At 45.1% G+C, this 25372-nt stretch carries 23 protein-coding genes, 1 tRNA gene and 1 riboswitch; of the genes, 21 read left to right on the plus strand and 3 right to left on the minus strand.

From position 1 onward, the window contains the following. Genes JN178_RS05470 through JN178_RS05485 form a run of 4 tightly spaced genes read left to right on the plus strand, consistent with a single transcriptional unit; the run spans nucleotide 1 to nucleotide 2817 of the window. Nucleotides 1-525 carry a MotA/TolQ/ExbB proton channel family protein gene (locus JN178_RS05470; RefSeq protein WP_159623385.1) on the plus strand — a complete coding sequence of 175 codons (525 nt, stop codon included), beginning with the start codon at nucleotides 1-3 and terminating at the stop codon, nucleotides 523-525. An 11-nt stretch (nucleotides 526-536) separates the two neighbouring features. Beyond that, nucleotides 537-935 carry an ExbD/TolR family protein gene (locus tag JN178_RS05475; RefSeq protein WP_012517737.1) on the plus strand — a complete coding sequence of 133 codons (399 nt, stop codon included), beginning with the start codon at nucleotides 537-539 and terminating at the stop codon, nucleotides 933-935. 1 nt (nucleotide 936) lies between these two features. Continuing rightward, nucleotides 937-1548, plus strand: coding sequence for an energy transducer TonB (locus JN178_RS05480; RefSeq protein WP_159623383.1), 612 nt, complete (start codon nucleotides 937-939; stop codon nucleotides 1546-1548). Between the two features lie 3 nt (nucleotides 1549-1551). After that, a complete protein-coding gene (locus JN178_RS05485; protein WP_202264304.1) occupies nucleotides 1552-2817 on the plus strand; it encodes a tetratricopeptide repeat protein in 1266 nt (421 codons plus the stop codon). Between the two features lie 148 nt (nucleotides 2818-2965). On the opposite strand, the gene JN178_RS05490 is transcribed toward JN178_RS05485, so the two are convergent. After that, on the minus strand, nucleotides 2966-5131 hold the full coding sequence (locus JN178_RS05490; RefSeq protein WP_202264306.1) for a GNAT family N-acetyltransferase: 2166 nt from the start codon (nucleotides 5129-5131) through the stop codon (nucleotides 2966-2968). Nucleotides 5132-5191: 60 nt separating this feature from the next. On the opposite strand from JN178_RS05490, the gene JN178_RS05495 reads away from it, so the two are divergent. The 9 genes from JN178_RS05495 (at nucleotide 5192) to JN178_RS05535 (ending at nucleotide 12317) form a co-directional block, all read left to right on the plus strand. Next, complete coding sequence (locus tag JN178_RS05495) at nucleotides 5192-5617, plus strand: acyl-CoA thioesterase (RefSeq protein WP_159623377.1); 426 nt, start codon at nucleotides 5192-5194, stop codon at nucleotides 5615-5617. 115 nt (nucleotides 5618-5732) lie between these two features. Continuing rightward, a riboswitch (TPP riboswitch) is annotated at nucleotides 5733-5838 on the plus strand. A 56-nt stretch (nucleotides 5839-5894) separates the two neighbouring features. Beyond that, entirely contained in the window at nucleotides 5895-7976 is a 2082-nt protein-coding gene (locus JN178_RS05500) for a TonB-dependent receptor (RefSeq protein ID WP_202264308.1), read from the plus strand. A 15-nt stretch (nucleotides 7977-7991) separates the two neighbouring features. Continuing rightward, nucleotides 7992-8255, plus strand: coding sequence for a YkoF family thiamine/hydroxymethylpyrimidine-binding protein (locus JN178_RS05505; protein WP_202264310.1), 264 nt, complete (start codon nucleotides 7992-7994; stop codon nucleotides 8253-8255). Continuing rightward, nucleotides 8255-8899 (plus strand): nicotinamide riboside transporter PnuC, encoded by a 645-nt coding sequence (gene pnuC, locus JN178_RS05510; protein WP_202264312.1) that lies wholly within the window; start codon nucleotides 8255-8257, stop codon nucleotides 8897-8899. Before JN178_RS05505 ends, pnuC begins: the two co-directional genes overlap by 1 nt. Then, nucleotides 8856-9665, plus strand: a complete 810-nt coding sequence (locus JN178_RS05515) for a choline/ethanolamine kinase family protein (RefSeq protein ID WP_232369699.1) — start codon at nucleotides 8856-8858, stop codon at nucleotides 9663-9665. Before pnuC ends, JN178_RS05515 begins: the two co-directional genes overlap by 44 nt. Nucleotides 9666-9809: 144 nt before the next feature. After that, a tRNA-Trp gene (locus JN178_RS05520) sits at nucleotides 9810-9886 on the plus strand. Between the two features lie 216 nt (nucleotides 9887-10102). Beyond that, nucleotides 10103-10678, plus strand: coding sequence for an alanine acetyltransferase (locus JN178_RS05525; RefSeq protein ID WP_202264315.1), 576 nt, complete (start codon nucleotides 10103-10105; stop codon nucleotides 10676-10678). A gap of 5 nt (nucleotides 10679-10683) precedes the next feature. Next, complete coding sequence (rimI, locus tag JN178_RS05530; RefSeq protein ID WP_202264317.1) at nucleotides 10684-11145, plus strand: ribosomal protein S18-alanine N-acetyltransferase; 462 nt, start codon at nucleotides 10684-10686, stop codon at nucleotides 11143-11145. A gap of 245 nt (nucleotides 11146-11390) precedes the next feature. After that, nucleotides 11391-12317, plus strand: coding sequence for a DMT family transporter (locus tag JN178_RS05535; protein ID WP_202264319.1), 927 nt, complete (start codon nucleotides 11391-11393; stop codon nucleotides 12315-12317). Between the two features lie 6 nt (nucleotides 12318-12323). Here the strand turns inward: JN178_RS05535 and JN178_RS05540 are convergent, their stop codons facing one another. Continuing rightward, a complete protein-coding gene (locus JN178_RS05540; RefSeq protein ID WP_202264321.1) occupies nucleotides 12324-13211 on the minus strand; it encodes a LysR family transcriptional regulator in 888 nt (295 codons plus the stop codon). 166 nt (nucleotides 13212-13377) lie between these two features. Between JN178_RS05540 and JN178_RS05545 the strand changes: the two genes are divergently transcribed. The 4 genes from JN178_RS05545 to JN178_RS05560 all read left to right on the plus strand — a co-directional run bounded on the left by JN178_RS05545 (nucleotide 13378) and on the right by JN178_RS05560 (nucleotide 17324). Beyond that, nucleotides 13378-14568, plus strand: a complete 1191-nt coding sequence (locus tag JN178_RS05545) for an MFS transporter (protein WP_202264323.1) — start codon at nucleotides 13378-13380, stop codon at nucleotides 14566-14568. Nucleotides 14569-14577: 9 nt separating this feature from the next. Beyond that, a complete protein-coding gene (locus JN178_RS05550) occupies nucleotides 14578-15486 on the plus strand; it encodes a TIGR03571 family LLM class oxidoreductase (RefSeq protein ID WP_232369700.1) in 909 nt (302 codons plus the stop codon). Between the two features lie 18 nt (nucleotides 15487-15504). Beyond that, complete coding sequence (gene dkgB / locus JN178_RS05555; protein WP_202264327.1) at nucleotides 15505-16326, plus strand: 2,5-didehydrogluconate reductase DkgB; 822 nt, start codon at nucleotides 15505-15507, stop codon at nucleotides 16324-16326. A 65-nt stretch (nucleotides 16327-16391) separates the two neighbouring features. After that, nucleotides 16392-17324 (plus strand): alcohol dehydrogenase catalytic domain-containing protein, encoded by a 933-nt coding sequence (locus JN178_RS05560; RefSeq protein ID WP_202264329.1) that lies wholly within the window; start codon nucleotides 16392-16394, stop codon nucleotides 17322-17324. A gap of 37 nt (nucleotides 17325-17361) precedes the next feature. Here JN178_RS05560 and JN178_RS05565 read toward each other — a convergent pair whose 3' ends face one another. Next, nucleotides 17362-19167 carry a diguanylate cyclase gene (locus JN178_RS05565; RefSeq protein ID WP_202264331.1) on the minus strand — a complete coding sequence of 602 codons (1806 nt, stop codon included), beginning with the start codon at nucleotides 19165-19167 and terminating at the stop codon, nucleotides 17362-17364. Nucleotides 19168-19534: 367 nt separating this feature from the next. Here JN178_RS05565 and prfC point away from each other — a divergent pair, with 367 nt between their 5' ends. From prfC to JN178_RS05585, 4 genes are all read left to right on the plus strand, one after another. After that, a complete protein-coding gene (gene prfC, locus JN178_RS05570; RefSeq protein ID WP_202264333.1) occupies nucleotides 19535-21124 on the plus strand; it encodes a peptide chain release factor 3 in 1590 nt (529 codons plus the stop codon). A gap of 64 nt (nucleotides 21125-21188) precedes the next feature. Beyond that, nucleotides 21189-22919, plus strand: coding sequence for an arginine--tRNA ligase (gene argS, locus JN178_RS05575; RefSeq protein ID WP_202264335.1), 1731 nt, complete (start codon nucleotides 21189-21191; stop codon nucleotides 22917-22919). 174 nt (nucleotides 22920-23093) lie between these two features. After that, the gene (locus JN178_RS05580) at nucleotides 23094-23663 is read left to right on the plus strand and encodes an NADPH-dependent FMN reductase (protein ID WP_159623334.1); all 570 of its coding nucleotides are present in this window, start codon (nucleotides 23094-23096) and stop codon (nucleotides 23661-23663) included. Between the two features lie 72 nt (nucleotides 23664-23735). After that, complete coding sequence (locus JN178_RS05585; RefSeq protein ID WP_202264337.1) at nucleotides 23736-25274, plus strand: acyl-CoA carboxylase subunit beta; 1539 nt, start codon at nucleotides 23736-23738, stop codon at nucleotides 25272-25274. The last annotated feature ends 98 nt before the right edge of the window (nucleotides 25275-25372 follow it).

Here is a 25372-nt window from a genome sequence, read left to right on the forward strand (position 1 = left end):
ATGAATTACCTGATTGGATTATTTGAATCGGTCAGGGACTTTATCGCTACCGGCGGTGACGTACTTTACTTCGTTGCTGCCGCGCTCTTTCTCATGTGGGTATTAATGATTGAGCGTTACTGGTATTTAACCTCGGTCTTTCCAAAGGTGAAGAAAAACATCATCGCCAATTGGGATGCCCGAGCTGATACCACTTCATGGTATGCGCATAGAATCCGTGACGCGTGGATTTCTCAAGCGTCAGACGACCTAAACGCTAGAATGCTGATTATTAGAACCATTATTGCAATGTGTCCACTAATCGGGCTACTGGGAACAGTAACCGGTATGATCGGTGTTTTCGAGACTATGGCAACACAGGGCACCAGCAACGCTCGTCTTATGGCCGCTGGTATCTCTATGGCAACAATCCCGACGATGGCGGGAATGGTTGCTGCGCTATCTGGACTGTTCATCAGTTCACGTCTTGAAGCGAAAGTGAAGCTGGCAAGAGAAGGGCTAGTTGATAGCCTGCCACATCATTAGAGAGAGAGATTATGGCTCGAAAAGTCAGAACCGAGGAAGAAGATGCACAGATCGACATGACGCCCATGTTGGACATCGTGTTTATCATGCTTATCTTCTTTATCGTTACCACTGTTTTCGTTAAAGAAGCAGGGATTGAAGTTAACAAGCCAGATGCGAGCCAGGCGATTCTTCACAAAAATGCAAACATCTTTATCGCCGTAACGGAAGATGGAAATGTTTGGTTAGATAAACGTGAAGTAGCGCCGGACAGCGTAAGAGCGAATATTGAAAGACTGCTTACCGAGCAGCCTACTGACTACGTAATCATTCAAGCTGATGTAAAAGCGAAGCATGGTTTAGTAGTTGAGATTATGGATCAGGTTAAAGCCGCTGGCGTTAACCGAGTCTCGGTAGCGGCAAGGGGATAAGATGTTACGTATAATTGTATCTATATTTTTAGGTGCTGGTGTTGCATTCGCCCTGTTCGTTCTAATGGCAAAGTTGATTGAGAACTCATCTAGACCAGCAGACGAAGTTCCGCCTGCACCGGTGATCGATATTGTAATGCAGGAACCAGACGACCAGACGCAAACGCGTACTCGTGTTCCGCCTCCGCCTCCGCCGCCACCGCCTCAGCCTCCAAAAATGGAGCAAGTTGAGCCGGAAGCAGCAGAACCTGATGCAGATGGTTTTAGCCTAGCTATTCCTGCTGTAGATACAGGTGGTGTTGGTGTAAACATTGGTGGTGTTGGTGCAATGCAGCGCGATGGTGATGCTACACCTATCGTTCGTATCGACCCGAAATATCCGCCTGATGCAGCCCGTGACGGCCGTGAAGGTTGGGTAAGACTGTCATTCACTATCAACGAAGTTGGTGGTGTAGACGATATCGAAGTTATTGATGCTGAACCTAAGCGTATTTTCGACCGTGAAGCACGTCGTGCTTTGCGTAAATGGAAATATAAGCCTAAGATCGTAGATGGCAAGCCGGTTAAACAACCTGGCATGTTCGTACAGCTAGACTTTAAACTGGAGCAATAGATCATGATGAAACGTTCATTCAAAATGACAGCCGTTGCTTTAGTGCTTGGTGCAGGCGCGGTGCTTTCAGCACCCGTTGCACTGGCGCAGTCTTCGCCTGTTGTTTGTCCTGGATATCAAAAGGGTAAAACAACGCTTGTAGGCGAGCGTACCGGTAAAAAGGTTCAAAAAGCATTTGAGTTCTACAACGAAGACCAAGTTACCGAAGCACTAAACGTATTATATGAAATCGATCCGTCGGACGATTTCGATAAAGCTTACGTTAAACGCTTTATTGGTAACCTTTTGGCTTCTCAAGAAGGCCAAGGCTTAAAAGCGTATGGCTACCTTGAAGACTCAGTTCAGCCTAAAGTTCTTAACGACTTAGAACATTCTCAAACACTTAAGTTACTTGGTGACTTAAGCATGCAAGAGAATAAGTACACTGACGCGATTAAGTGGTATAACGAGTGGATGACATTCACTTGTAAAGAAGACGCTGATGTATATACGCGTTTGGCACAGGCTTACTATGAATCTAAGCAATTAGCGAAGATTGTAGAGCCAGCGGATAAAGCAATTGCTTTGTACGAAGAGCCAAACAAAAACCCTTATGTACTAAAGCTTACTTCGTACTACGAGCGTAAGATGTTCCCTGAGACGGTTGCAGTAGCAGAAGAACTTGTACGTAAATTTCCTGAAACACCTAACTGGTGGACTCAACTTGGTTTCTTCTACCTACTTGTAGAAGATTACAAGAAAGGTCTTTCAACGTTTGAACTTGCTTATATGCAAGATTACTTGAAAAAAGACAGTGAAATTAAAACGCTTGCACAGCTTTATCAAACTAACGGTATGCCTTATAAAGCAGCTAAACTGCTTGAAAAGCATATGAAAGAAGGTTTGCTTAAAGATGATGCAGATATGCTAGCGAATATTGCAAACGCATATCACCAGGCGAAGAACTACAAAACAGCTGCGAACATGTACGCACGTGCAGCAGCGAAAAGTTCTGACCCAGAGCATTACCGCAAGCAAGGTACACTATTGTTAGTGGCTGAAGACTACAAAGGCGCAATCAAAGCACTTGAAAATGCTCTTGAGCGCGGCGCTGAAGACCCAGAGAAGATTCACTTCACACTTATGGAAGCGAATTTCTATGCGGGTAACTTCAAGTCTGCTTATAGACATGTACAGGAAGCTAAGAAAGACCGCTCACTACGCCGCAATGCTGCTGCGTGGGAACCTTACATCAAGGAAAAAGCGAAGAACCGTGGTATTAGCATTTAATTCCGCGCATTAGCGAAAGAAAAGCCTCCTTATGGAGGCTTTTTTATTGCTTTCAATTTAGTGAAAAATTCGGTGAGAGTAGCATTTTATCCACCGTAAAGCGTGTTGGTACAACGCAGTGCAAGCCATTACCATTCAGTCGTCTAGGCTACATAAATAACAGCCTTATTTCTTCGCGCAGTATACGTGTAATGTCTTTGATGCCATTGGCGTTAAGTTGTCTCTTAAGTTGCGCTATGTTGATTTCATGACTACTCATTGCAGTGAGCACATCATTGTTATTTAAATAGCGTAAAGACCCTTTTTTCTTCTGGTTAATGGCATGACCAAAGAATGCGTTTCCGTTGTCTTTGAGTGCAGCAAAGAGAAGTGTGAGTATTCGCCATACATCATCAAGAGGGCGGCTCCCAGCAACAAAATGCTGTAGTTTTTTCATTAATATAGCCTGAATCTCCTCGGGTACTGTTGCTATATCAATTCTATCTTTTTGCCATTTAAATAAACTCATCAAGAGCTTTAGTGATTGGTTGGCCGCTTCAGTCATGGCACAAAAGGCTAACGCACTCGTTTCTCCGCTTGCTTTGTTCGGTTTTCTCCCTTTATCGACAATGCTAAAGCCATTATTAGTCCAAAAACTGTCTAGGGCAGTGGTGGTTCCGTACGATGTTGTCAGTGCATCAATAGCGTGTTGATTTGCGCAGCTTTTTATTTCGCTTAGTAAAAAAGAACCATACCCCTTGCTTTGCAAGGCGGGGGACACGGCGATGCGGTTTATACGCCAGTATTTTAATGTAGCTAAGGAAGCATCTGCGGCCAACAAGGCCAGTCTCTGGGCGCTCAAGTGCCCTTTAGGTCTGCGCTCACCAGTAGCAATTTGCTGAGCAAGTGAAGCAAATGGTTTTCCACCTTCTACGTTAATAATAGCCGCAGCAATAACGCTATTTGAGTGAGTTAACGTGGCAAGATGAATATCAGGGCTATCGACAAGACGCATCAAGTCATCTGGTGTGGTTTGATAGTGGGCTAATGTAAGCAATTGCATTACTTGGCAGAGCATATCGTCGTTTAGTGACTTAACGTCGCTCAATGTAAAGGTGGTATCGCTGATATTAACGCTGATTCGTTCACTGTATTCTTGTTGAACGTGATTGCTCCCTGATTTTTCAAACAAACATGTGTCTAATATAAATTGTTCAATTGGATCTTCATCGTACCATCGCAGTGGTGTTGTCAGTTTAATATGCTTAGGCAAGGGGGCGTTGCCTTCCGTATCTGGGCCTTTTCCTTCAGAGTCTTCTGCTTTAGAGGAAAGAAGTGTAGGCAATAGTTTTTGTACAAACCCGTTACCACTGCCTTCATAGCCTTGCAATGTAGTGCTCAAAATCCAATTTTGATGAGAGCCGATTATAGTTTTGAGTAAGGGGAGGGGAAAAGAAGCGGCTTCATCAACAATGATGAAGTCAGTATGCTGTGACAATTGAGCCGTCAGTTGTTCGTTATCAGGAGCGACCCATTTAAGTTCACCTTGGTTATAGTGAATGTGATGATTGCCAATATACGCCACGCCAAGTTGCTTAGTCGCGAATTTAAATATTTGGGCGACGTTATCGGATAAGCTACTGGTAAGTAAAATACGCTTTCCTTGGCGCACCAATTCACTGGCAACAATCCCAAGTAGCGATGATTTTCCCCTACCGCGTGGTGCTGTAACAAGAGCACGACAAGGTTTTGATTGGTCAAATGTGGTCAATTCATTAAATCCACGCGCTTGCTCGTCAGATGCAAAAATCTGCTTATCATAGTTACAGTTATCTAGCGCGGGTATGAGAGGCTGGCGCAGTGTCGGAAGATGTAACTGTGAATCGCTGTAAATTGCTACCTCAGCATTACTCTTAAGTTTTTCCACTATGCGCGCTATATAGCTACTGTAGGTTAGCGTATAGCCGTGGGATAAAGAGGACGTTTTAACTTTGCTAGGCCATTGCTTTAGGTCGGGGCAAATCAGAACAAGGCAACCACCGTGTTTAATGGTGCCCGCTATTGCCATCATATCTCCAGCGGAAAACGATTTTTGGCAATCAAAAAATGCAATATCACACTCAGTGCCAAGTACATGCTTTCGGGTCTTGCTATCGCCAAATTGCGCGATGGTTATTGGTTGTGGGGCTAATGCAATTAATGCTTTGCAAGACGAATCGCAAAATGGCTCTGTACCGCTTATCACGAGTATACGTCTGTGATAACGAGGCGTAGTGCCGTGAGCGTATTCGAGAAAAGGAGTAAATAACCAATCGGCTAATTGTTGTAACGCCATGAAAGTGTTTTTTCGGTATAATTAAGTGACTATAGTAGCGATTTATTAAGAGGAATTCGAATGCGCTTTCTTTCTCGGCGTTTAGTTATGCCAAATGATCTCAATTATGCCAACTCCTTATTTGGTGGCCGCGCGTTGGAATGGATTGACGAAGAAGCCGCAATTTGGGCAATTTGCCAGCTTGAAACCAACTGTTTGGTGACCAAGCATATAGGTGAAATAAGTTTTGAGTCTCCAGCATTGCAGGGGGATATTGTTGAGTTTGGGCTTGAGACAAAAGCGGTTGGTCGCACGTCTATTACCGTAAGCTGTTTGGTGCGCAATAAGGCAACGAAGAAAACAATCTGTTTTGCTGATGATATTGTGTTTGTAAAAGTAGACCCAGAAACCCGTCAGCCCACCGCGCACGGCAAAACGCTGGAAGGACTTAAAGCACAAACCGATGACGAGGTTAGAAAACTCAACCTGAATATTGAAGAAAGTTAAGTTTGAATAACTTAGATATTTATTAAATAGTACTTAACGTTATCTTCGCTTGACGGCGTTTACCCAACTGGTAGACTCCGCCTAGTTGGTAAGCCATACGCTTAAGTATGTACTTACATATGCCAAGGGGTGTCCGTGTTTCGGTCTGAGATCCACAATGTGTGGGAACCCTTAAACCTGATCCGGATAATACCGGCGTAGGGATGGTTCACAATATAGCCTTATCACCTGCCGTTAAAGCCGGATCTTTTTTCTTAAAACAAGAACAAGAGATCCCATGTACAAATCATTTTTCACTCTTTCTTTACTCGCCAGTTCAGTGGCTGCTTATGCTCAAAATACCAATGAAGTTAGCGAGCAAGCACAAGATATCGAACGTGTTGTGGTAACGGGTGACTTTCGTCAGACTACACTTGACCAATTGAGCGCAAGCGCAACTATTTTAGGCGAAGCGCGTTTACGCAGTAGACAGCCTTCCCACATCGATAGCGTACTAAATACAGTTCCCAATGTTAACTTTGCCGCAGGTGCGTCTCGCGGTCGCTTCGTTCAAATTCGTGGAATTGGTGAGCGCAGTCAGTTTGCTGAGCCCATCAATCCGTCGGTTAGTTTTATTGTCGATGAATTTGATTTTTCTGGTCTGGCGGCAGCAGGCATTATTTTTGACACCAAACAGTTAGAAGTCTATCGCGGCCCGCAAGCTACTTTATACGGTACTGGTGCGCTAGCAGGGGCTGTAAAACTAACTAGTAATGAAGTACGCAGTAACGCGCCAAGCTATGTTGAGGCGCGCGCTGGAAACAAAGGTAGTTACCGTATTGAAGGTGCAACGGGTAACGATATTAATCAAGACTGGGGTTATCGCGTTGCGCTAGTACACAATCGCAGTGACGGATTTGTTGAAAATACCTTTTTAAATCGCGATGACACCAATAATATTGATGAAACTGCTCTGCGCTTTGCATTGGAAGGTGAATTAGACGATACCACCACATTGGCGGTAACTTATCGTTGGTACGACATCGACAATGGGTACGATGCATTTTCTTTAGATAATGACAACAAAACCCGTTCTGATGAGCCAGGTTTTGACGAACATCAGACACATGCGATAAGCGCCCGCAGTACAACACGCACTGCCAAAGGCGATCTTATTCTGATTGCTACGCATGCTTCCCATAATATTGCCTATGGCTATGACGAAGATTGGACGTTCACAGGTTTTCACCCGTGGGGCTATACATCATTTGACGCCTACTATCGCGATGTAGACACCCAAACAGGAGAAATACGATTTGTATCCTCACCTGAAGCGGCACTATTTGATGGGAAAACTGACTGGACAGTAGGCGCGTTCTACAAAAATTCACAAGAGCAGTTATTGCGTCAGTACACGTACCTTAGTAACGACTATGCAAGTGAGTACACGCCAACAACAACGGCTTTGTATCTTCAAACCGCAACTCAGCTACAAGATAATCTTACCTTGGTTGCGGGAATTCGCGCAGAAAACTACGATTTTGAATTTGCCGACAATAACGGGCTAACACGTGATTTCGATACCACAATGTTAGGCGGTAAGGTGGCTCTCCAATACACAATGGGTGACCATTTTTACTATGCTAGTGTGTCGCGTGGCTTCAAAGGGGCTGGATTTAACCCTGATAATCGTGTGAACGACGACCAGCGTTTCTTCGATGAAGAGTACAACTGGAACTACGAGTTAGGTGTGAAGGGGCCACTCTTAACATCAAACCTTACTGCACGCGCCGCAGTATTCTTCATGGATAGAACCGACACACAAGTTAGCGACTTTGATGTTATTACTCGTGATGATGGTACTGCTGGATTTGTTGATATTATTGATAACGCAGACTTAGGTACAAATAAAGGCGCAGAACTAGAGCTTAATTGGTTAGCCAATGATGCGTGGCAGGTCAGTGCCAGCGTGGGGTATTTAAGTGCTACATTTGAAGGTTACACCCTAGCAGATGGCACAGAAATACAAGAGCAGCGACAAGCGCAAGCGCCTAAGTGGACTGCTAATGTATTCAGTGAGTATGCCTTTACCGATACTTTATTGTGGCGTGTTGATATGGACTTTAAGAGTGAGTACCGATTCTCTGACGGACATGATGTAACGGCACCGAGTACAGCGCTGTTTAATTCAGAAATTGTGATGCTATCAGGGAATTGGCAAACGTCTTTGTGGGTGCAAAATGCATTTGACCGTGAATATTACACCAGAGGCTTTGGTGGGTTTAGCAACGATCCACGCGACGAATATGCGTTTAACGAGCCGTACTACCAAATTGGCAATGGACGACAGTTTGGCGTAACAGCGAAATACGCTTTTTAATAAGAGGGTTTTGGTATGCAAGTTATGGTCGAGTTGTCGTTATACCCTTTGGTAAATGAATACATTCCGCCAATTCAATCGTTCATCGATAGATTGAACAGTTACGCTGAGCTATCTGTGTCAACGAGTTCAACGAGTACACAAGTTACCGGAGAGTATGCTGATGTAATGGGTATACTAGGTACTGAAATGCAGCGAACGCATGAAGAAGTTGGTCAGGCTATATTTGTTGCCAAATTCCTTAACTTCGACGCCATGCAGGCAAGAAAGTCATCATAATGGGTGACTTTCTTTCAATATTTGTTGAGCAAATTACCACCACGTCACCTTTGGAATGGTGCGCGGTGGTATTGGCCATGGCCTATGTGTTTTTGGCAGCCAAGCAAAGTAGTTGGTGCTGGCTGTGTGCATTTATTAGCACAGCGATTTACACGTGGTTATTTTGGCAAGTTACTTTACCGTTTCAGGCCGCGTTAAACTTTTTCTATATGGTGATGGCGGGGTATGGTTATTATCAATGGTCAAAAGGTGGTCAAAATGGCGAGGCAAAACCCATTCGCTTTTGGCCGTGGTGGGTGCACGCTATCATCGTCCCTACTATGCTCTGTGCTGCTTGGGTAATGTCTGAAGTCGCCACGTCTCAGTTTAACAGTGAACATCTTCTTTTAGATGCAAGTATTAATTTACTGAGTGTGATTACCACGTTTATGGTGGCACACAAAATACTGCAAAATTGGGTATACTGGTTCTTTATTAACATTGCGTCTGCTTATTTGTATTTACAGGTAGGTTATGCACTTTCTGCTTGCTTGTTTTTGGGCTATGTTGGGTTTTCCGTTTTCGGCTATGTCCAATGGCGAGTAGAGTATAAGGAGCAACGTGGACACATCGACTATTCTGGCGCAGCTTCACAACGCATTTAACTTAAGCAGCGACGTGGTTCTCTCGCGTCATCCATCTGGTGCGGTAAATCATGTTTATCGTCTGCAAGACAAAACGCAACACATTGACTACGCAGTAAAGTGGTTAGGTGATGACAATTTTAGTGGCGTTAACCGCACGCATCAGTTTGTGTTACAACAACAGCTGTGCCAAGTAGATATTGCGCCAAAGCCCATTTGGTTGAGCGACGATGAGCGTATTTGGGTAGAGTATTGGCATCCAAATACGCGATTGGCTCAGCGCAACCCTGAAACTCTGGCAAATGTGTTGGCGCGTATTCATCAGCTACCTGTTACCGCACGTCCGTTAAACCTTGCCGCCAGATGGCAGCACTACTTGCACGTTGCAAGTTTGTCTGAGGGCGATGCGTTGTATGACCGAGCAACGGCACTTAGAAGCGCAGTTTTGCGTAGTGAGCAGGTCGATGAAGACCTGGTGTTGTGTCACAACGATTTGTTATACAGTCACGTATTGTGTCGAGAAGGCAATACGCCGGTGGTTATCGATTGGGAATATTCAGCGATGGGTAACCGTTATTTTGATTTGGCTAGCTGTTGTTTGATTAACGAGCTCGACGATGCAACGAGTAATAAGCTTGTCAGTTGCTATGCGGATATCCTTTCTATTTCACACGGTGAAGCAAAGGAAAAATTTAGTCTTCACAAAGACATTGTTAGCACAACCAATGCACTTTGGTTCGAGGCGCTTTCTGAATCAACACCGAATGAGCTGCTAGCCGAAATCTAATGGCATGTTTACACCATTTATTTTCCAATTGGCGTGAATTAGTCTGAAAAAACATCGCATTGCATGTTAATTGAGCATGTGATGCGTTAGGGCGACAAAAAGGCTTTACCTTTTAGATGTCATCCGTATAATGCACAGCGCGCTAGGGGTGTAGTTCGAATTGGTAGAACAGCGGTCTCCAAAACCGATGGTTGGGGGTTCGAGTCCCTCCACCCCTGCCACTTTTCCCTATTGTCGTTTCTAGGCAAACATCTACCAAAAGCATATTTAGTATCTTCACTGTCACTTTAATCAAACAACAGTTCTGGCATTACATCGTCGGATGTCTGCAGCGTCGACAGTTAAAAAACGGTAGACTTATCATTCGGGCTAAAGCTATTTAATGTCAGCAAAACATCACGTAAACTTACAGGTCTTAACTTACTAGCGTGAAATCTATGTCACTGTCTCCTTATCAACAAGCTATTTTACAAGAGATGGGCATTCCAGTTTGGGTGCCGAAAGCTGTATATGAAGCAAAGCTTGAAGAAACAGGGGCCCGTGCAACTGATAGCTCTACCAATGCTCATCACTCTGCAATGCCTGCACAAAGCAAACCGATAACACAAGAGCAAAAACAGTCAAGGCTGGCTCAGTTACGCGCGCAAATGGGATCTGAATCGAGCAAAGCAGATGATAAAAGCATTACAAAACCAGCTCACGCTATTCAACAAGCAAATCAGCCTGCTACGAGCACACCGCAAGCTGCGCCTTTCTCGTTACCTGATTCGCCTGAAGGGCTGCCGTTAAGTGCTGAGCAGACCAAGAAATGCGCTAAGTGGCTCGATGATCTACGGTTAGCCTGCGTGCAACTGGGTTTACCGTCTGAGTTAGCAAGCAAAGTGATGATAAGCAAAACCCTAGCGGTCGATGAGCAAGCAATTATTTTGCCTGCTGAACCACTGTCGTTAACCCCTTCACAAAAGCGCGCCCTGTGGCTAGCGCTAACTACCGTCGCAAAAACACAGAGTTAGCAGCCTTGAATATTCAACTTGTTACTGCAGACACACCAGCTGCATTGATTGAACGTGGTCATGCCATTCACGTACAAGCTCAGTTTTCGCCGTGGAAACTCAGCACATTCGCTGACTGTTTTACCCCACCTTATTATGGTTTATTTGCCCTTGATGAAAACGAGCTTGTTGGGTATGCCATTGTGCTTGAGGTACTTGATGAAGCCACATTAATGGATATTGCCGTCGTACAGCATTGCCGAGGAAGGGGCGTGGGAAAGGCATTGCTTCAGCGCGTGCTTGATAAGGTGAAAGCGCGCAGTATGCGTGAGGTGTGGTTAGAGGTAAGAGAGAGTAACCTTGCTGCAATTCATTTATATGAAACACACGGTTTTGAACACATAGAATTGCGTAAAAACTACTATCCTACTGAAAATGGGAAAGAAAATGCTGCGATCATGAAATGGCCAAATCTTGCTATGGCGTAGTTGTGTTAGTGTAAATTCAGTAAGATTTGGTGTTGTCGTCAGTAGTGTAATCTTTTCTTTCCATTTTGCTTAATCAAACTTGACCAATTGGTCAATAAATCGCAACAAATTACGTCTCTTGCGGTTTCAATCCTGCCTCATTTCACTTATATTTGCGCCCTCTTAAAGTCTTGCCATGCTTGCAGTGTGTCAACAAGGCTTACGTTTTTCTCCAACGCAGAGGCGTGTCTCAGGGCGACGAATAAATGTCTACAACATCATTGATAGAAAAAGAGCAATCGAAAGGCATTAAAATGCTTTTAGTTGCGGTATTGTGCCTAGGACTCAATTGGCCCGGTATGAAAGTGGGCTTGGAAATTGTAGGCCCGGTTTGGATGGTGTGTTTACGCTTTTTGTTGAGCTTACCTGTGCTTGCGTTATTTGTACTTATAACCAAGAAACGTCTACCTCGCCTAAATAGAAAAGACCGCTCCGTGGTGTTCGTCGTCGCGTTTTTCCAGTTTATCTTGTCTATGGGCCTGATTACCGTGTCGTTGCAATTTATTCCTGCTGGGACCGCGAGTATCCTTATCTATACAACACCGCTTTGGATGTTGTTAATTGATACATTGTGGTATCGACAAAAGCCGCCCTCAAAGCGACTTATCCTCACTGGTATATCAACCATTGGATGCGCAATGATCTTGTTTGCGTCGGGTGAGCCAGGCGCGTGGCTGCCGCTTTTTGGCATGTTGTTGGCGTCTGCGTTATGGGCTGTGGCTATTCGCAGAGTGTCTTTTCACAAGTGGCAGGGCAGCGTAATTGAAGCGGTTTTTTGGCAGTTTTCTATCGCTGGCATGGCGATGCTTGGTTTGGCACTTATTTTCGAACCTACGCCTGACTTTCTTAACTATGGTTGGCAAGATTGGTTACTACTAACATACATTGGCCCAGTCGCAACTGGTCTAGGTTTCGGATTAATGGTCGCTGCTGGCCCTAAACTAGCGCCAGACAAAATTGTGCTTATTAGCACGTTAACGCCTATTGTAGGCTATGTGAGCTCTGTGGTTATTTTGGGCGAGACGCTACTACCTATGGTTGTCGCAGGTGCTGTTTTGATGATAGCGGCACTCATTGTTAATGGCTTGCCGCACACCACCCTGAAGAGGATTTTAGGTAAAGGCCGAGGCTAAACGTTCTTAAAGTATAAGTCTCGGCTGAATGAAGTCGAGAAATGCCGATATACGAGAAGATACCGCGCTGTTTCTGTAGTACACCGCCTGTACTGATTCCCGTCGATTCGGCGACACTAGGTCATTTTCAAAAATAGGTACTAGTGATCCGTTCTCAATATCGCGATACACCATAAAATGAGACAACAAGGCAATGCCCTGTCCCGCAAGGCACAAATGGCGAATAGTTTCTCCACTGGATGCATGTAAGTGATAGCGCAACTCCACATCTTGTTTTAACGGCCAGCGATTAAGCTTTGGTGAGTCGCTAAAACCAATTAGCTTATGTTGAGCTAAATTACTGACATCCCCAACCGCCGGGCGCGCTTTTAAGTAGTCAGGGCTAGCCACAATATGCAACTTGCTTTTACCCAGTTTGCGAGCATGCAAGTTTGAGTCACTCAAATCGCCTATACGTATAGCGATATCCGTTTTGTGTTCCAATAAATCAATAATACTGTCGTGGCTGGTAATATCGAGTGCGATATCGGGGTAGGTTTCGCTAAATGCCTTTACCAGTGGGGCTAGCTGGTGAAGCACAAAAGGGCTTGCGGCATCGACACGTAGTTTTCCTGACGGTGCACGCTTAAGCAGTCGTAGCGCTTCTTCGCCTTTTTCCAACTTGTTGAGGCCGTCTCGCGCATAGCGTAAAAACATTTCTCCTTCTTCTGTCAGTTCTAACCTGCGTGTGGTTCGATTTAACAGTGTTGCTTCTAAAGTACTTTCTAAACGTGTAACTGCGCGGCTCACTTTGGCAACCTGTTGATTCAACAAGTTTGCTGCGCTCGAAAAGCTCCCGGTATCGACAACGGTAAGAAAGGCTTCTAAGTCTTCGGTTTTTGCTTTTACAGGCATAGCGTTCTCTAATATTTTCAAAAATCACAAAAGTATTTTGTCATTAGTGCTGTTTTTTGCAAATAAAAATAACCTCACATTGTATGCACTTGTTAAACACCCTAGGAACGTATGCTTCTATTTTCACTACAGCGTACGTTCACTTTAACTTTTGTGAGGATAAACAATGCCTATTGCATTATTTGCATTAACGTTAAGTGCGTTTGCTATTGGTACCACTGAGTTTGTCATAGTGGGGTTAGTACCCACTATAGCGACAGACCTTGGCGTTACATTACCCAGTGCGGGTTTACTTGTAAGCTTGTACGCTGTCGGTGTCGCCGTTGGTGCACCAGTGCTTACTGCACTTACTGGAAAGTGGAACAGAAAACACGTTTTACTCAGCCTGATGGCGCTGTTCGTGGCAGGCAACATGTTGGCGTGGCAAGCACCAAGCTATGAAAGCCTTATTGTGGCTAGGATACTAACAGGGCTCGCCCACGGCGTATTCTTTTCTATCGGCTCAACCATTGCCACCGGTCTGGTTGCAAAAGAAAAAGAAGCCAGTGCTATTGCTATCATGTTTACAGGTTTAACAGTTGCACTAGTTACGGGTGTGCCGCTTGGCACCTGGATTGGTCAAAGCTTTGGCTGGAGAGCCACATTTTTAGTGGTTTCAGCGTTGGGCACAATTGCACTTATTGGCAGTGCGCTATTGGTGCCAAACAATTTAAAACAAAGTAAGCCTGCAAGCTTAAGTGAGCAAATGAAAGTGCTGATTCAGCCTCGTCTTGTGCTGGTCTATCTCATGACGATTTTAGGCTACGGCGGCACATTTACCGCGTTTACGTATTTAGCGCCTATTTTGCAAGAAGAAGCTGGCTTTGCTCCGTCGGCAATAAGTTTAATCATGCTCGTGTACGGCGTGTCTGTTGCAGTCGGTAACATTTATGGTGGCAAATTGGCTGACAAAAAAGGCCCAATTCGCGCACTAACCATCATTTTCTCTGCACTTGCCGTTATCTTATTCGCGTTAACTTTCACCATGGGAAGCAAAATAGCCGCTGTGATCACAGTATTGGTATGGGGCGCTTTTGCATTTGGTAATGTGCCAGGCCTTCAAGTTTACGTAGTGCAGCTGGCTGAGAAGTTTACACCTAATGCAGTGGACGTTGCCTCAGGTCTAAACATTGCGGCGTTTAATATTGGTATTGCTGTGGGGTCTATATTAGGCGGCGCCATTGTAGATGGCATGACACTGTCTGACACCGCGTGGATAGGTGCGCTTATATCCGTTGCTGCACTGGTCGTAACACGCTATAGCGGCCACTTAGATAAGCGCGCGCTAGCGAACGTTAAAAACGCTACAAACGCCTAAGGAGCTATGATGAGTACAACCTTTGACAAACTGTCACAGCACGTATTTTCCATTGGCGTTGAGTTGCCATTAGACAATGATTGGGCGCATTTTGATGCGACAAAAGGTACGCCATTTGGCGTACCGGATATAAGTAAGCATCACGAGCGTATTCAGCTAGCTGATAAGCTGGGTTTTAAAGCCGCATGGGTGCGTGATGTACCCATTTATGACCCAAATTTCGGTGATGCTGCACAAGTATTCGAAACCTTTAGCTATCTTGGGTATTTGGCCGGCATAACAAAAAATATTTTGTTGGGAACCGCGGCGGTTGTGCTACCGCTTCGCCAACCATGGTTGGTAAAAAAAGCTGCTGCGACGGTACAACATCTAAGTAATGACCGCCTAATACTTGGTGTGGCAAGTGGCGATAGGCCTTCAGAATATCCGTTATTCGGTGTCGATTTCGATACTAGAGGTGAGCAGTTTAGGCAAGCGCTCGACATTGTAAAAAGTGGTAATGACCGGTTGAGTAACGGCATGGTGCTTCTACCAGAAGTCGCGCAGCCTCCATTATATGTAGCAGGTCTTGCCCAGCAAAATCCGCAGTGGGTTGGTGAAAATATGGATGGCTGGTTGGCATATCCGGGTACCCCAAATGATCACGTTAAACGCGTTGCTCTGTGGCGCAGTGTTGCAGGTAATAAGCCCTATGTCAGTTTTATTCACTTAAACTTGTTAGAAGACGACGAAGCGCCGATAAAACGCCATAGATTTGGGGTTGAAACCGGCGTAAATGGGCTTATCAAAGAACTACACGCGATGAAGGACGCGGGCGTTAACCACATAGGCTTACATTTTAGGCGTAATACACATTCTGTAGACGCTGCCATGCAGCGCATTGCGCAACACGTATTTCCCCATTTTCACGACAAATAATTTTCAAAAGGAGGCTTCATGCCAACAGTAACTCAATCATCAGCTATTCCCTCGCTAGGTGTAGGCACCTTTCGTCTCAAAGATGATGAAGCGTACAACTCGGTGACAATGGCGCTAGATGTAGGCTTCAGGCATATCGATACGGCGCAAATTTACGGTAATGAAGAGGCCGTAGGGCGTGCCATAAAGGACAGTAGCGTGCCTCGTGAAGATATTTATGTTACGACAAAAGTATGGAACGACAAGCTTAACAAGGCAGGTTTCATAGACAGTGTGAAAGAAAGCTTGGCTAAGCTTCAACTTTCTTACGTCGACTTGCTCCTCATTCATTGGCCATCACCGGAAAACGGAGAATCGATGGAAGAATATCTTGGCGAATTACGACGTGCCAAAGAGCTAGGGTTAACAAAAGCTATTGGCATATCTAATTTTACGGTAGCCCAAACTGAACAGGCTGTGCGTATTTTGGGCGATGGTGAAATTGCTACAAACCAAGTAGAGGTTCACCCATATTTAACCAACGAGAAAGTACGTCAGGCGTGTGAGAAGCTGGGTATTACTGTAACTGGGTATATGCCATTTGCAGTAGGAAAAGTGCTAAAAGATGACACCATTAATGCAATTGCTGACAAGCATGGTGTAACCGCTGCCGAAGTGGTTGTGGCATGGGAGCTCGCGCATGGTTTAGTTACTATCCCATCTTCTACAAAGCTTAAAAACTTGGAAATCAACTTCAATGCCTTATCACTGACCTTAGATACTGAAGACATTGCGAAGATTGATGCATTGGACTGTGGCGATCGCCAAGCTGCTCCTGATTTCTCACCGCAATGGGACTAAGGGAAAGCGGGGTTTTGCTATCGACATTTAGTGCAAACGAATTGCAATATTCTGCGAGGAAAGTTATGCAAGCTAACATTTGGCAGTTTGACAAAGCAGGAATGCCACTTGTCAAATCTACAAAAACATTACCATCGCCGGGAGCTGGGCGCATTATTGTGCGCAATTATGCAATTGGCGTTAATCCTGTGGATTGGAAATTTATAGACGATAACCCTCGCAATTGGCAACAGGGTCATGTGCCTGGCGTAGACGGTGCGGGTATCGTTGTTGCTGTAGGTGAAGGTGTTGATGAAGGATTATTAGGAAAGCGCGTAGCCTATCATCATAGTCTTGGTGAAGACGGAAGCTTTGCCGACCATACGTCTTTATACGCTAACCGCGTTGTGGAAATTCCTGAGAGTGTTGATTTTGCACTTGCAGCAGCAATGCCGTGCCCTATGCTTACCGCGTGGCAAGCTTTTAGCAAAGTCCCTTTAAGAGAGGGCGCTGATGTGTTGGTCACGGGGATGGGAGCAGTTAACAAGCTACTTGTTCAACTATTGTCGACCGCCGGCTTTAATGTGCATGTTATTTCGGCAAGCTTCGCTAAAGCGCAAGCTGAAGCAATGGGCGTGAAAAGTGTGTTTCGCAATGCGCCTAAAGACCAAACATTTTATGCACTGTTCGATGCAAACGGCCCTGAATATGCTAAAACGCTTGTGCCATTACTTGAGGCCAACGGCCATGTGGTAAGCATTTTGGGCAGAATAGAAGACCCGGTTGATGCGCCTTTCACACGCACTATCTCGTACCATGAGATTGCGCTCGGCGCGCTGCACGACTATGGCGATGCTTTACAATGGCAACGTCTTATGCGAGATGGCGAAGCCTTGCTTAACAGCGTTGCTGAACAGTCGATAATTGTTGAGATCCCTACCATCTTTGAATTTGAAAAGCTTAATGAAGCGCTTCAGTTTTCAAAGCAGGAAAAACGCAAAGCGGTGGTTACGGTTTAGCGCTTCGCCAGACCTATGGGGTCAGACTAACCGTTTTTTACGCTCCAATAATCAGATTGCGCCCTTTGTCTTTTGCACGATAAAGGGCGCTGTCTGCACGCCTAAAGGTATCTACAATATTTTCTGCATTACTGCAGTGTGCCCAGCCAATACTTACGCCTACATGCTTACCTTCAACGTCATTTATCACAAGGGAGTTAATTGTTTTGTGGACTTTTTGAAGCTGCGATAAGAAGTGCTCATGCTCTTGGGTAGCGTTTTCAGCAGTTTGCGAAACCGGTGCTTTTCCTTGTGACGGGTGTTTAGGCTCAGCCGTAGGCTTATCAATACGTTGCACTATGGCAAATTCTTCGCCGCCATATCGGCCAGCAATTTGATTGTCATTGTTCAAAGGGGCCAATGTTTTAGCAACGGCCTTCAGCACAATGTCGCCCGTCTCGTGACCATAGGTATCGTTAATATTTTTAAAATGATCTAGGTCGAGCAGGGCAATGAATAACTCAGTGGCGTTTTCGTTGTCTGAAGCAAAGCTTTCATCGACGAAAAAGTCGATACTTCTTCGGTTAGGTAGGCCGGTCAGCGCATCGTAAGAGGCAAGTTTAGCCAATACGTCATTTGTTTTTTCTAACTCGAGTGTTCGCTGTTTGACTAACTGTTCTAGTTTTGCCGCTTGTTGCGCTTTGGTTTGAGCTGCCACTTTTTGCGCGTCTCTTTCTCTTTGTACAACGTTAACCATATAGCGCGTGGTAAGGGCGACAATGAACAAACACGTTAGCACAACCCCAGACATAAAGGTGGCTACAGGGTCTAACTGTATGTCCACATCAAATAAAGCCACAATGATAAGGAAAAAGGTGCTGAGTGTTACCGGAAACATAGCGCAAGCCAGCCATTTTGCGCGGTCAGAGCCCCGACGATGCTCGACAGTAATAACGATTACAGCGACAACGATAAACAAAAAGAAAAGTAAAACGGGAAGTCTTAGTGCCAAGTCGAGTCCGACGGTTTGCCATACGATAATGCCAATTATGGGGAGCGAGAAGCAGAATTGCTTTACCCATGTTGAACCGAAAACGTGGTGTCCTTCTCTCGCTAAGCTGGCAAATACCACCCAAAATGAAGAAAGCAAAACGGCATAAATACTTATCGCGTAACTAATATCATTCAAACTTGGATATTGCGGCCATAACAATTCAAAGGCGTATCCAAACACGCGAAAAAACCAAAACGTCGTTGCAAAAATAAAGGTCGCAAAGCTCAAAAAAACAAGATTTCGGCTAGCGACAAACCCTAACAGGCACAACACGGTAAGTAATGCCATAGCACCAAAAAATGCCATATCCCGCTGAATAGTATTCACATACATATTGGTAAAATATTCAGGCGTGCCTACAACAAAAGAATAGCGTAGGATTTCTCCTGCCATATACCCTTGTATCTTAGCGGTTTCCATCTCGTTGAGTAAGATTGGAAAGTGATAGTTTGAAACGTGAATTTCTCTGGATGTAAAAGGGTAAGCGTCACCTGTCTTCCATACCTTCTCACCACTTTGTACTACCAATGTTTTCATTGCTGGAAAACCAATACTGAACCATACGGGAATGGCGTCTTTTGTGGTGTTTTTGATGTTGACGCGAAAATGCAGGTATTGATGTGCTTGTCTATCAAGCGATGAGGCATCTTTTACCCAATGAAGATCGTCTGAAGAGGGAGAGTCGCTTAGTGCAAACTCCATATGGTCATTTAATGGAAGGGAAGTATTAACTGGATTGAAATTGACTGCGGCTGCCGCGCTTTTGCAAAAGAGCAATAGCGTAATAAGCAAAAACCAACTTCTTGTCATGCAACGTCCTTGTTTGAACCTTTAGTCACTACAGTGATTTTTAACCACAACTTCATTGGCTCACTATATCACAACACAAGTGCCAAGCTAGAGGCGCTTGTCAACTGAAAACGTGAAAGCGTATTTGTTGAAATGGTTGAGTGGATTAAATAACGTATTTTGCTCGATAAAGATGACAAAGTTTCTTGCCAATTCGCTCTACTGTTACGCGTTGTAAAATGCTAAAATCCGCGCCAATAAATTCCATGCCGTATCAAGCGTTTTATCGCAACAGTAGATTTGCGCGGAAAAGCCATGCTTATCCGTTACAAAACGCGCCTGCAAATACGTTGTTTGCAGAGATAATAGATAACGAAGATAAGTATTGATGTCAGATAAAAAGCTGTTAGAAGAGATTAAAAAGCGACGTACGTTCGCGATTATATCGCACCCCGATGCGGGTAAAACCACCATTACTGAAAAGGTATTGTTGTTCGGACGCGCGTTACAAACTGCCGGCACCGTGAAGGGCAAAAAGTCTGGTCAACATGCCAAGTCAGACTGGATGGAAATGGAGAAAGAACGTGGTATCTCTGTTACCACCTCTGTGATGCAGTTTCCATACAGCGATCACCTCGTCAATCTACTGGATACTCCGGGGCACGAAGACTTCTCTGAAGATACCTATCGTACACTTACGGCAGTTGACTCATGCCTAATGGTTATCGATGCCGCGAAAGGGGTTGAGGATAGAACGCGCAAGTTGATGGAAGTAACGCGTCTTCGCGATACGCCTATCGTAACCTTTATGAACAAGCTTGACCGAGATATCCGTGACCCTATGGAGCTACTTGACGAAGTAGAAACTGAGCTTGATATTTTGTGTGCGCCAATTACCTGGCCTATCGGCTGTGGAAAAAGCTTTAAAGGCGTTTACCACTTACATCGTGACGAAACTATTTTGTACCAAAGCGGCCAAGGTCACACCATTCAAGATGTACGTATCATTAAAGGGTTGGATAACCCAGAGCTTGATACTGCAGTTGGAAGCGATCTGGCTGAAACGCTTCGCGATGAACTTGAGCTTGTGCGCGGTGCGTCGAATGAATTCGAGCAAGAATTATTCTTGGAAGGTCAGTTAACACCAGTATTCTTTGGAACGGCATTGGGTAACTTTGGTGTAGACCATATGCTAGACGGTTTAGTGGAGTGGGCTCCTGCACCATTAGGCCGTGACACTGAAGAAGGCACGATTGAAAGTACTGACGGCAAGTTCAGTGGTTTTGTATTTAAAATTCAAGCCAACATGGACCCTAAACACCGTGACCGTATTGCATTCTGTCGAATTGTATCGGGTAAGTACGAAAAAGGCATGAAAATGCGCAATAGTCGTTTAGGTAAAGACGTGCGTATTTCTGATGCATTAACCTTTTTGGCAGGCGATCGCGCCTTGTTGGAAGAAGCGTATGCCGGCGATATTATCGGTTTGCACAATCACGGTACTATTCGTATAGGTGACACCTTTACTTCGGGCGATAACTATCGCTTTACGGGGATTCCTAACTTTGCACCTGAGCTGTTTAAACGTATCCGCTTAAAAGATCCGCTTAAGCAAAAGCAATTATTAAAAGGCCTTATCCAGCTTTCTGAAGAAGGTGCGGTACAGGTTTTCCGTCCGTTGGCGAATAACGATTTGATTGTTGGTGCGGTTGGTGTGCTGCAGTTTGATGTCGTGGTTGCGCGCCTTAAGGCAGAATACAACGTTGATGCGCTTTACGAACATGTAAACGTCGCTACCGCGCGTTGGGTATACAGTGGCGATGAGAAAAAGCTGGATGAATTTAGACGCAAAGGTGAGCAAAACCTTGCGCTAGATGGTGGTGACAACCTGACGTACATTGCGCCCACTATGGTGAATTTGCAGCTAGCGCAAGAGCGTTATCCAGATATCCAGTTTACAAACACGCGCGAAAATTAAACTTGTAGAAGTCAAAGCTTGCTAAGAGCAAAGCGAGCAAAGAGCAAAAAAGACAAAATATATTATGAACATACATGCACTATTAGTTAACCGTTTCACTGATGCACTACAAGAAATGGGCGTAGACAATGCACCCGTACCAGTGTCGCGCAGCGCTCGACCAGAGTTTGGCGAATACCAATTCAACGGTGCCATGGCGTTGGCTAAGCAGCTTAAACAGAAGCCTCGTGATATTGCCGAAAAGATCGTTGAAACGGTAAAGCTTGACGACATTGCCAGCAAACTTGAAGTCGCCGGCCCAGGTTTTATCAACGTACACCTTAGCGATGCTTGGCTTGCAAACCAATGTGAATCGTCGTTAAACGATTCGCGTCTTGGCATTACAAAATCACAAGAACAAAACATTGTAGTGGATTACTCATCGCCAAACTTGGCCAAAGAGATGCACGTGGGTCACCTACGTACCACGATCATTGGCGATGCAGTGGTGAAAGTACTTGAATTCTTAGGGCATAACGTTATTCGTCAGAACCACATGGGCGACTGGGGTACGCAGTTTGGTATGCTACTCGCGCACCTTTCTGACAAACTTCAAGACGAGGTGGCTGAGACAGCCCTGTCTGACCTTGAAGACTTTTATCGTGAAGCCAAAGTGCGCTTTGACGAAGAAGAAGGTTTTGCCGATCGTGCGCGTGAATACGTGGTTAAGCTTCAAGGTGGCGATGCCCAGTGCTTAGCGTTATGGGAAAAATTCATCGATGTATCAATTGCACATTCAGAAGAAGTGTACGACAAACTAAATGTTAGCCTAACGCGCAAAGACATTATGGGTGAGTCAGCATACAACGACGATCTCGCAAACGTTATTAGCGACCTAAAAGCACAAGGTATTGCGGTAGAAGACCAAGGTGCGCAGGTGGTGTTTATCCCAGAACTTGCCGACAAAGAAGGCAACCCTGCGGTGTACATTGTACAAAAATCAGGTGGCGGCTATTTGTACGCAACCACTGACCTTGCTGCAATGCGCTATCGCAGTGGCAAACTTAACGCCGATCGCACCCTTATTCTTACTGATGCCCGTCAGGCACTGCATTTCAAACAAACTGAAATTGTGGGTCGTAAAGCCGGCTTTATGAAAGAAGAACAGACTTACGAGCATTGCCCATTCGGTATGATGTTAGGCAGTGACGGTAAACCATTTAAAACCCGTACTGGCGGTACGGTTAAGTTGGTGGAATTGCTGGATGAAGCCGTTGAACGTGCGGGTAAATTAATTGCCGAGCGCGACAATGACCTAACGGAGGCAGAGCTTAAAGAAGTGGCGCGTAAAGTGGGTATTGGCGCGGTTAAATACGCAGACCTATCTAAAAACCGCACCACAGACTACATGTTCAACTGGGACTCGATGCTAAGCTTCGAAGGTAATACCGCACCTTACCTTCAATATGCGTACACGCGTGTGAAGAGCTTGTTTAGAAAAGCGGGTGTGAATATGGCAAGCATGCCAGTGGACATCACTGTCGCTGAAAAGCAAGAGCATGCCCTTGCAGTATTACTACTTCAATTTGAAGAAGTGATTGGTATGGTCTCTCGTGAAGCAACACCGCATGTGTTGTGTACATATCTTTATGATGTGGCCTCTGCGTTTATGACCTTCTACGAAGCATGCCCTATGTTAAAAGACGGGATTGAGCCTCAGGTTCGCGATAGCCGTCTGGCACTGTCAGCGTTGGTTGCCAAAACACTCGAGCAAGGATTAACGCTACTTGGTATTGAAACACTAGAAAAAATGTAGCGTTCGCGGTACAACACGTACGGTGATATCGAAAAGGCTGACATTTATTGTCAGCCTTTTTTTATGCTTAGCTATTAATTGTATCTGTAGCGTAAATATATGCTATTCCACAGAACCGTTAGTGCTATTGTTACCTATAAAGAAAAACATTAAAAACAACGATAGGAATCTCACATGACCAAGATCCTTGCATTTGCAGGCAGTACCCGAAAAGGTTCATTTAACCAAGCTATCATGAAAGTCGCTGCAGAAGGTGCGCGCGAAGCTGGCGCTGAAGTCACTGTCATCGATTTAGCCGATTACCAAATGCCACTATTCAACGAAGATGAAGAAGCTGAATTTGGCACACCTGAAAAAGCGCAGGCCTTCAAAGAGCTGCTAATGAGCCATGATGGCTTCCTTATCGCTTCTCCTGAATACAATTCAAGCTATCCCGCTCTTCTCAAAAATGCTATCGACTGGGCATCGCGTATGAGTGAAGGTGAAAAGCCGCTACAAGCTTATCGCGGCAAAGTGGCTGGTATTATGGCTGCATCTGCTGGTGGATTAGGCGGCATGCGCGTTTTAGTCGTGCTAAGAATGCTGTTGGAAAACTTAGGCACCATGGTTATTCCTAATCAAAAAGCTATCGCCAAAGTGAACACGTTAATGAATGATGATGGCGAAATATCTGACGAAAAAACCATTAAACAGCTGAAAAACCTAGGTAAAGAAACCGCTGAAATGGCGGCCAAACTTAGCTAATACTGGTAATTACGCAAAAAACGCGTAGGGTAGAAATCTACCTTGCGCGTTATATGCGGAGCTACCAAAGCCATGGAAGAAAATGATAACGTAAAGCAAAACATGCTTTTAGCGCTTAACGCGCGTATCCACCAAACATCTGACGACGGCCGTCAACATCATATCGAAAAGCGAAAACGTAAAGGTTTTAACAGCGCTAGAGAAAACCTGGCTTTGCTTTGTGACACGCAAACATTTCAAGAATACGGGCAATTCGCCGTTGCTGCACAAAGGCAGCGCAAAGACTATGAAAAGCTGAAGTCTGATACCGCCGCCGACGGCGTTATTACGGGCATCGGTCATGTAAATGCAGGGGCTTTTCCCACTGGACAAACCGCAACGGCATTGGTGATAAACGATTATAGCGTGCTTGCGGGTACGCAGGGGTATTTTCACCACTTAAAATTAGACAGAATGATAGACGTTGCCAAACAACGAAACCTACCTGTCATCATGTTTACCGAAGGTGGGGGAGGAAGGCCTGGCGATACTGATATTACTACCGTTAATTCGGGGCTTCAGTGCCAGTCGTTCTCAAATTGGGCATCGCTATCGGGTGTTGTGCCTAGAATAGCGGTAAATAACGGCTATTGCTTTGCAGGCAACGCGGCGCTTTTTGGCTCTGCAGATATCACTATTGCCACTTCATCGTCGAGTATTGGTATGGCTGGTCCCGCCATGATTGAAGGCGGTGGACTCGGTGTGTTTTCACCAGAACAAATTGGCCCTATTGAAACCCAAGCCCAAAACGGTGTTGTCGATATTGTCGTTAATGACGAAAACCATGCCATTGATATTGCTAAGTTTTGTTTATCCTTCTTTCAGGGTGATGTTGAGCACTGGCAAGCATCATCGCAAGAGAACATTTTTTCGTTGTTACCAAATGATCGTCGTTTTGCTTATGACGTTCGACAGATCATTAATACCTTGGTGGACACCAACAGTTTTATTGAACTAAAAGCACAATACGGTGGCGCAATTATTACTGGTTTTTGTCGCTTTAAAGGTAAAGCGGTGGGCATGATTGCGAGTAACTGCAAAGTGTTAGGCGGGGCAATAGATGTTGATGCCGCCGAGAAATGCGCTGACTTTCTTGCGCTTTGCCAGCGTTTTTCGCTGCCCGTCGCAAGTCTATGTGACACGCCTGGATTTATGGTAGGGCCTGAGCACGAAAAGCTGGGGGCAGTGCGACGCCTGAATCGTATGTTCTCAGTTGGGGCTAGTCTAAATGTGCCTTTTATCGCCGTTGTCTTAAGGAAGTGCTACGGGCTTGGGGCGCAAGCCATGTTAGGAGGCAGCACGTCAAAGCCTGATTATACGGTGTCTTGGCCAAGCGGTGAATTCGGAGCAATGGGCCTTGAAGGCGCAGTAAAGCTTGGATTTAAGGCTGAACTAGAGCAAATATCTGACGATGAAGAACGACATGCACGTTTTGACACCTTATTGAAACAGGCCTACGCAAAAGGGCAGGCGAGTGAAGTCGCGTCAGTATTAGAAATAGATGCCGTTATCGACCCAGTCAAAACACGAGACATTATTGCTGACTTTTTCGCATCGCAAACTGTTAAGTAAAATGATTCCAAAAAAGGTTCTCCACTTTTTTTCTATCGATCGCATTCAGCCAAACAAAATACATGCTTTTTAATTGGCTGAAATACCGTTATGTGACT

The organism is Alteromonas sp. KC3 (assembly GCF_016756315.1).
Lineage (GTDB): Bacteria > Pseudomonadota > Gammaproteobacteria > Enterobacterales > Alteromonadaceae > Alteromonas.

What these genes read in the sequence shown, in the direction of transcription:
- argS (WP_202264335.1), top strand. Translation starts at nt 21,189, where the DNA reads ATGAACATACATGCACTATTAGTTAACCGTTTCACTGATGCACTACAA.
- JN178_RS05550 (WP_232369700.1), top strand. Translation starts at nt 14,578, where the DNA reads ATGAGTACAACCTTTGACAAACTGTCACAGCACGTATTTTCCATTGGC.
- JN178_RS05560 (WP_202264329.1), top strand. Translation starts at nt 16,392, where the DNA reads ATGCAAGCTAACATTTGGCAGTTTGACAAAGCAGGAATGCCACTTGTC.
- JN178_RS05565 (WP_202264331.1), bottom strand. Translation starts at nt 19,167, where the DNA reads ATGACAAGAAGTTGGTTTTTGCTTATTACGCTATTGCTCTTTTGCAAA.
- JN178_RS05545 (WP_202264323.1), top strand. Translation starts at nt 13,378, where the DNA reads ATGCCTATTGCATTATTTGCATTAACGTTAAGTGCGTTTGCTATTGGT.
- JN178_RS05490 (WP_202264306.1), bottom strand. Translation starts at nt 5,131, where the DNA reads ATGGCGTTACAACAATTAGCCGATTGGTTATTTACTCCTTTTCTCGAA.
- JN178_RS05580 (WP_159623334.1), top strand. Translation starts at nt 23,094, where the DNA reads ATGACCAAGATCCTTGCATTTGCAGGCAGTACCCGAAAAGGTTCATTT.
- JN178_RS05495 (WP_159623377.1), top strand. Translation starts at nt 5,192, where the DNA reads ATGCGCTTTCTTTCTCGGCGTTTAGTTATGCCAAATGATCTCAATTAT.
- JN178_RS05585 (WP_202264337.1), top strand. Translation starts at nt 23,736, where the DNA reads ATGGAAGAAAATGATAACGTAAAGCAAAACATGCTTTTAGCGCTTAAC.
- prfC (WP_202264333.1), top strand. Translation starts at nt 19,535, where the DNA reads ATGTCAGATAAAAAGCTGTTAGAAGAGATTAAAAAGCGACGTACGTTC.
- JN178_RS05540 (WP_202264321.1), bottom strand. Translation starts at nt 13,211, where the DNA reads ATGCCTGTAAAAGCAAAAACCGAAGACTTAGAAGCCTTTCTTACCGTT.
- JN178_RS05480 (WP_159623383.1), top strand. Translation starts at nt 937, where the DNA reads ATGTTACGTATAATTGTATCTATATTTTTAGGTGCTGGTGTTGCATTC.
- JN178_RS05500 (WP_202264308.1), top strand. Translation starts at nt 5,895, where the DNA reads ATGTACAAATCATTTTTCACTCTTTCTTTACTCGCCAGTTCAGTGGCT.
- pnuC (WP_202264312.1), top strand. Translation starts at nt 8,255, where the DNA reads ATGGGTGACTTTCTTTCAATATTTGTTGAGCAAATTACCACCACGTCA.
- JN178_RS05505 (WP_202264310.1), top strand. Translation starts at nt 7,992, where the DNA reads ATGCAAGTTATGGTCGAGTTGTCGTTATACCCTTTGGTAAATGAATAC.
- JN178_RS05535 (WP_202264319.1), top strand. Translation starts at nt 11,391, where the DNA reads ATGTCTACAACATCATTGATAGAAAAAGAGCAATCGAAAGGCATTAAA.
- JN178_RS05485 (WP_202264304.1), top strand. Translation starts at nt 1,552, where the DNA reads ATGATGAAACGTTCATTCAAAATGACAGCCGTTGCTTTAGTGCTTGGT.
- JN178_RS05470 (WP_159623385.1), top strand. Translation starts at nt 1, where the DNA reads ATGAATTACCTGATTGGATTATTTGAATCGGTCAGGGACTTTATCGCT.
- JN178_RS05525 (WP_202264315.1), top strand. Translation starts at nt 10,103, where the DNA reads ATGTCACTGTCTCCTTATCAACAAGCTATTTTACAAGAGATGGGCATT.
- JN178_RS05475 (WP_012517737.1), top strand. Translation starts at nt 537, where the DNA reads ATGGCTCGAAAAGTCAGAACCGAGGAAGAAGATGCACAGATCGACATG.
- dkgB (WP_202264327.1), top strand. Translation starts at nt 15,505, where the DNA reads ATGCCAACAGTAACTCAATCATCAGCTATTCCCTCGCTAGGTGTAGGC.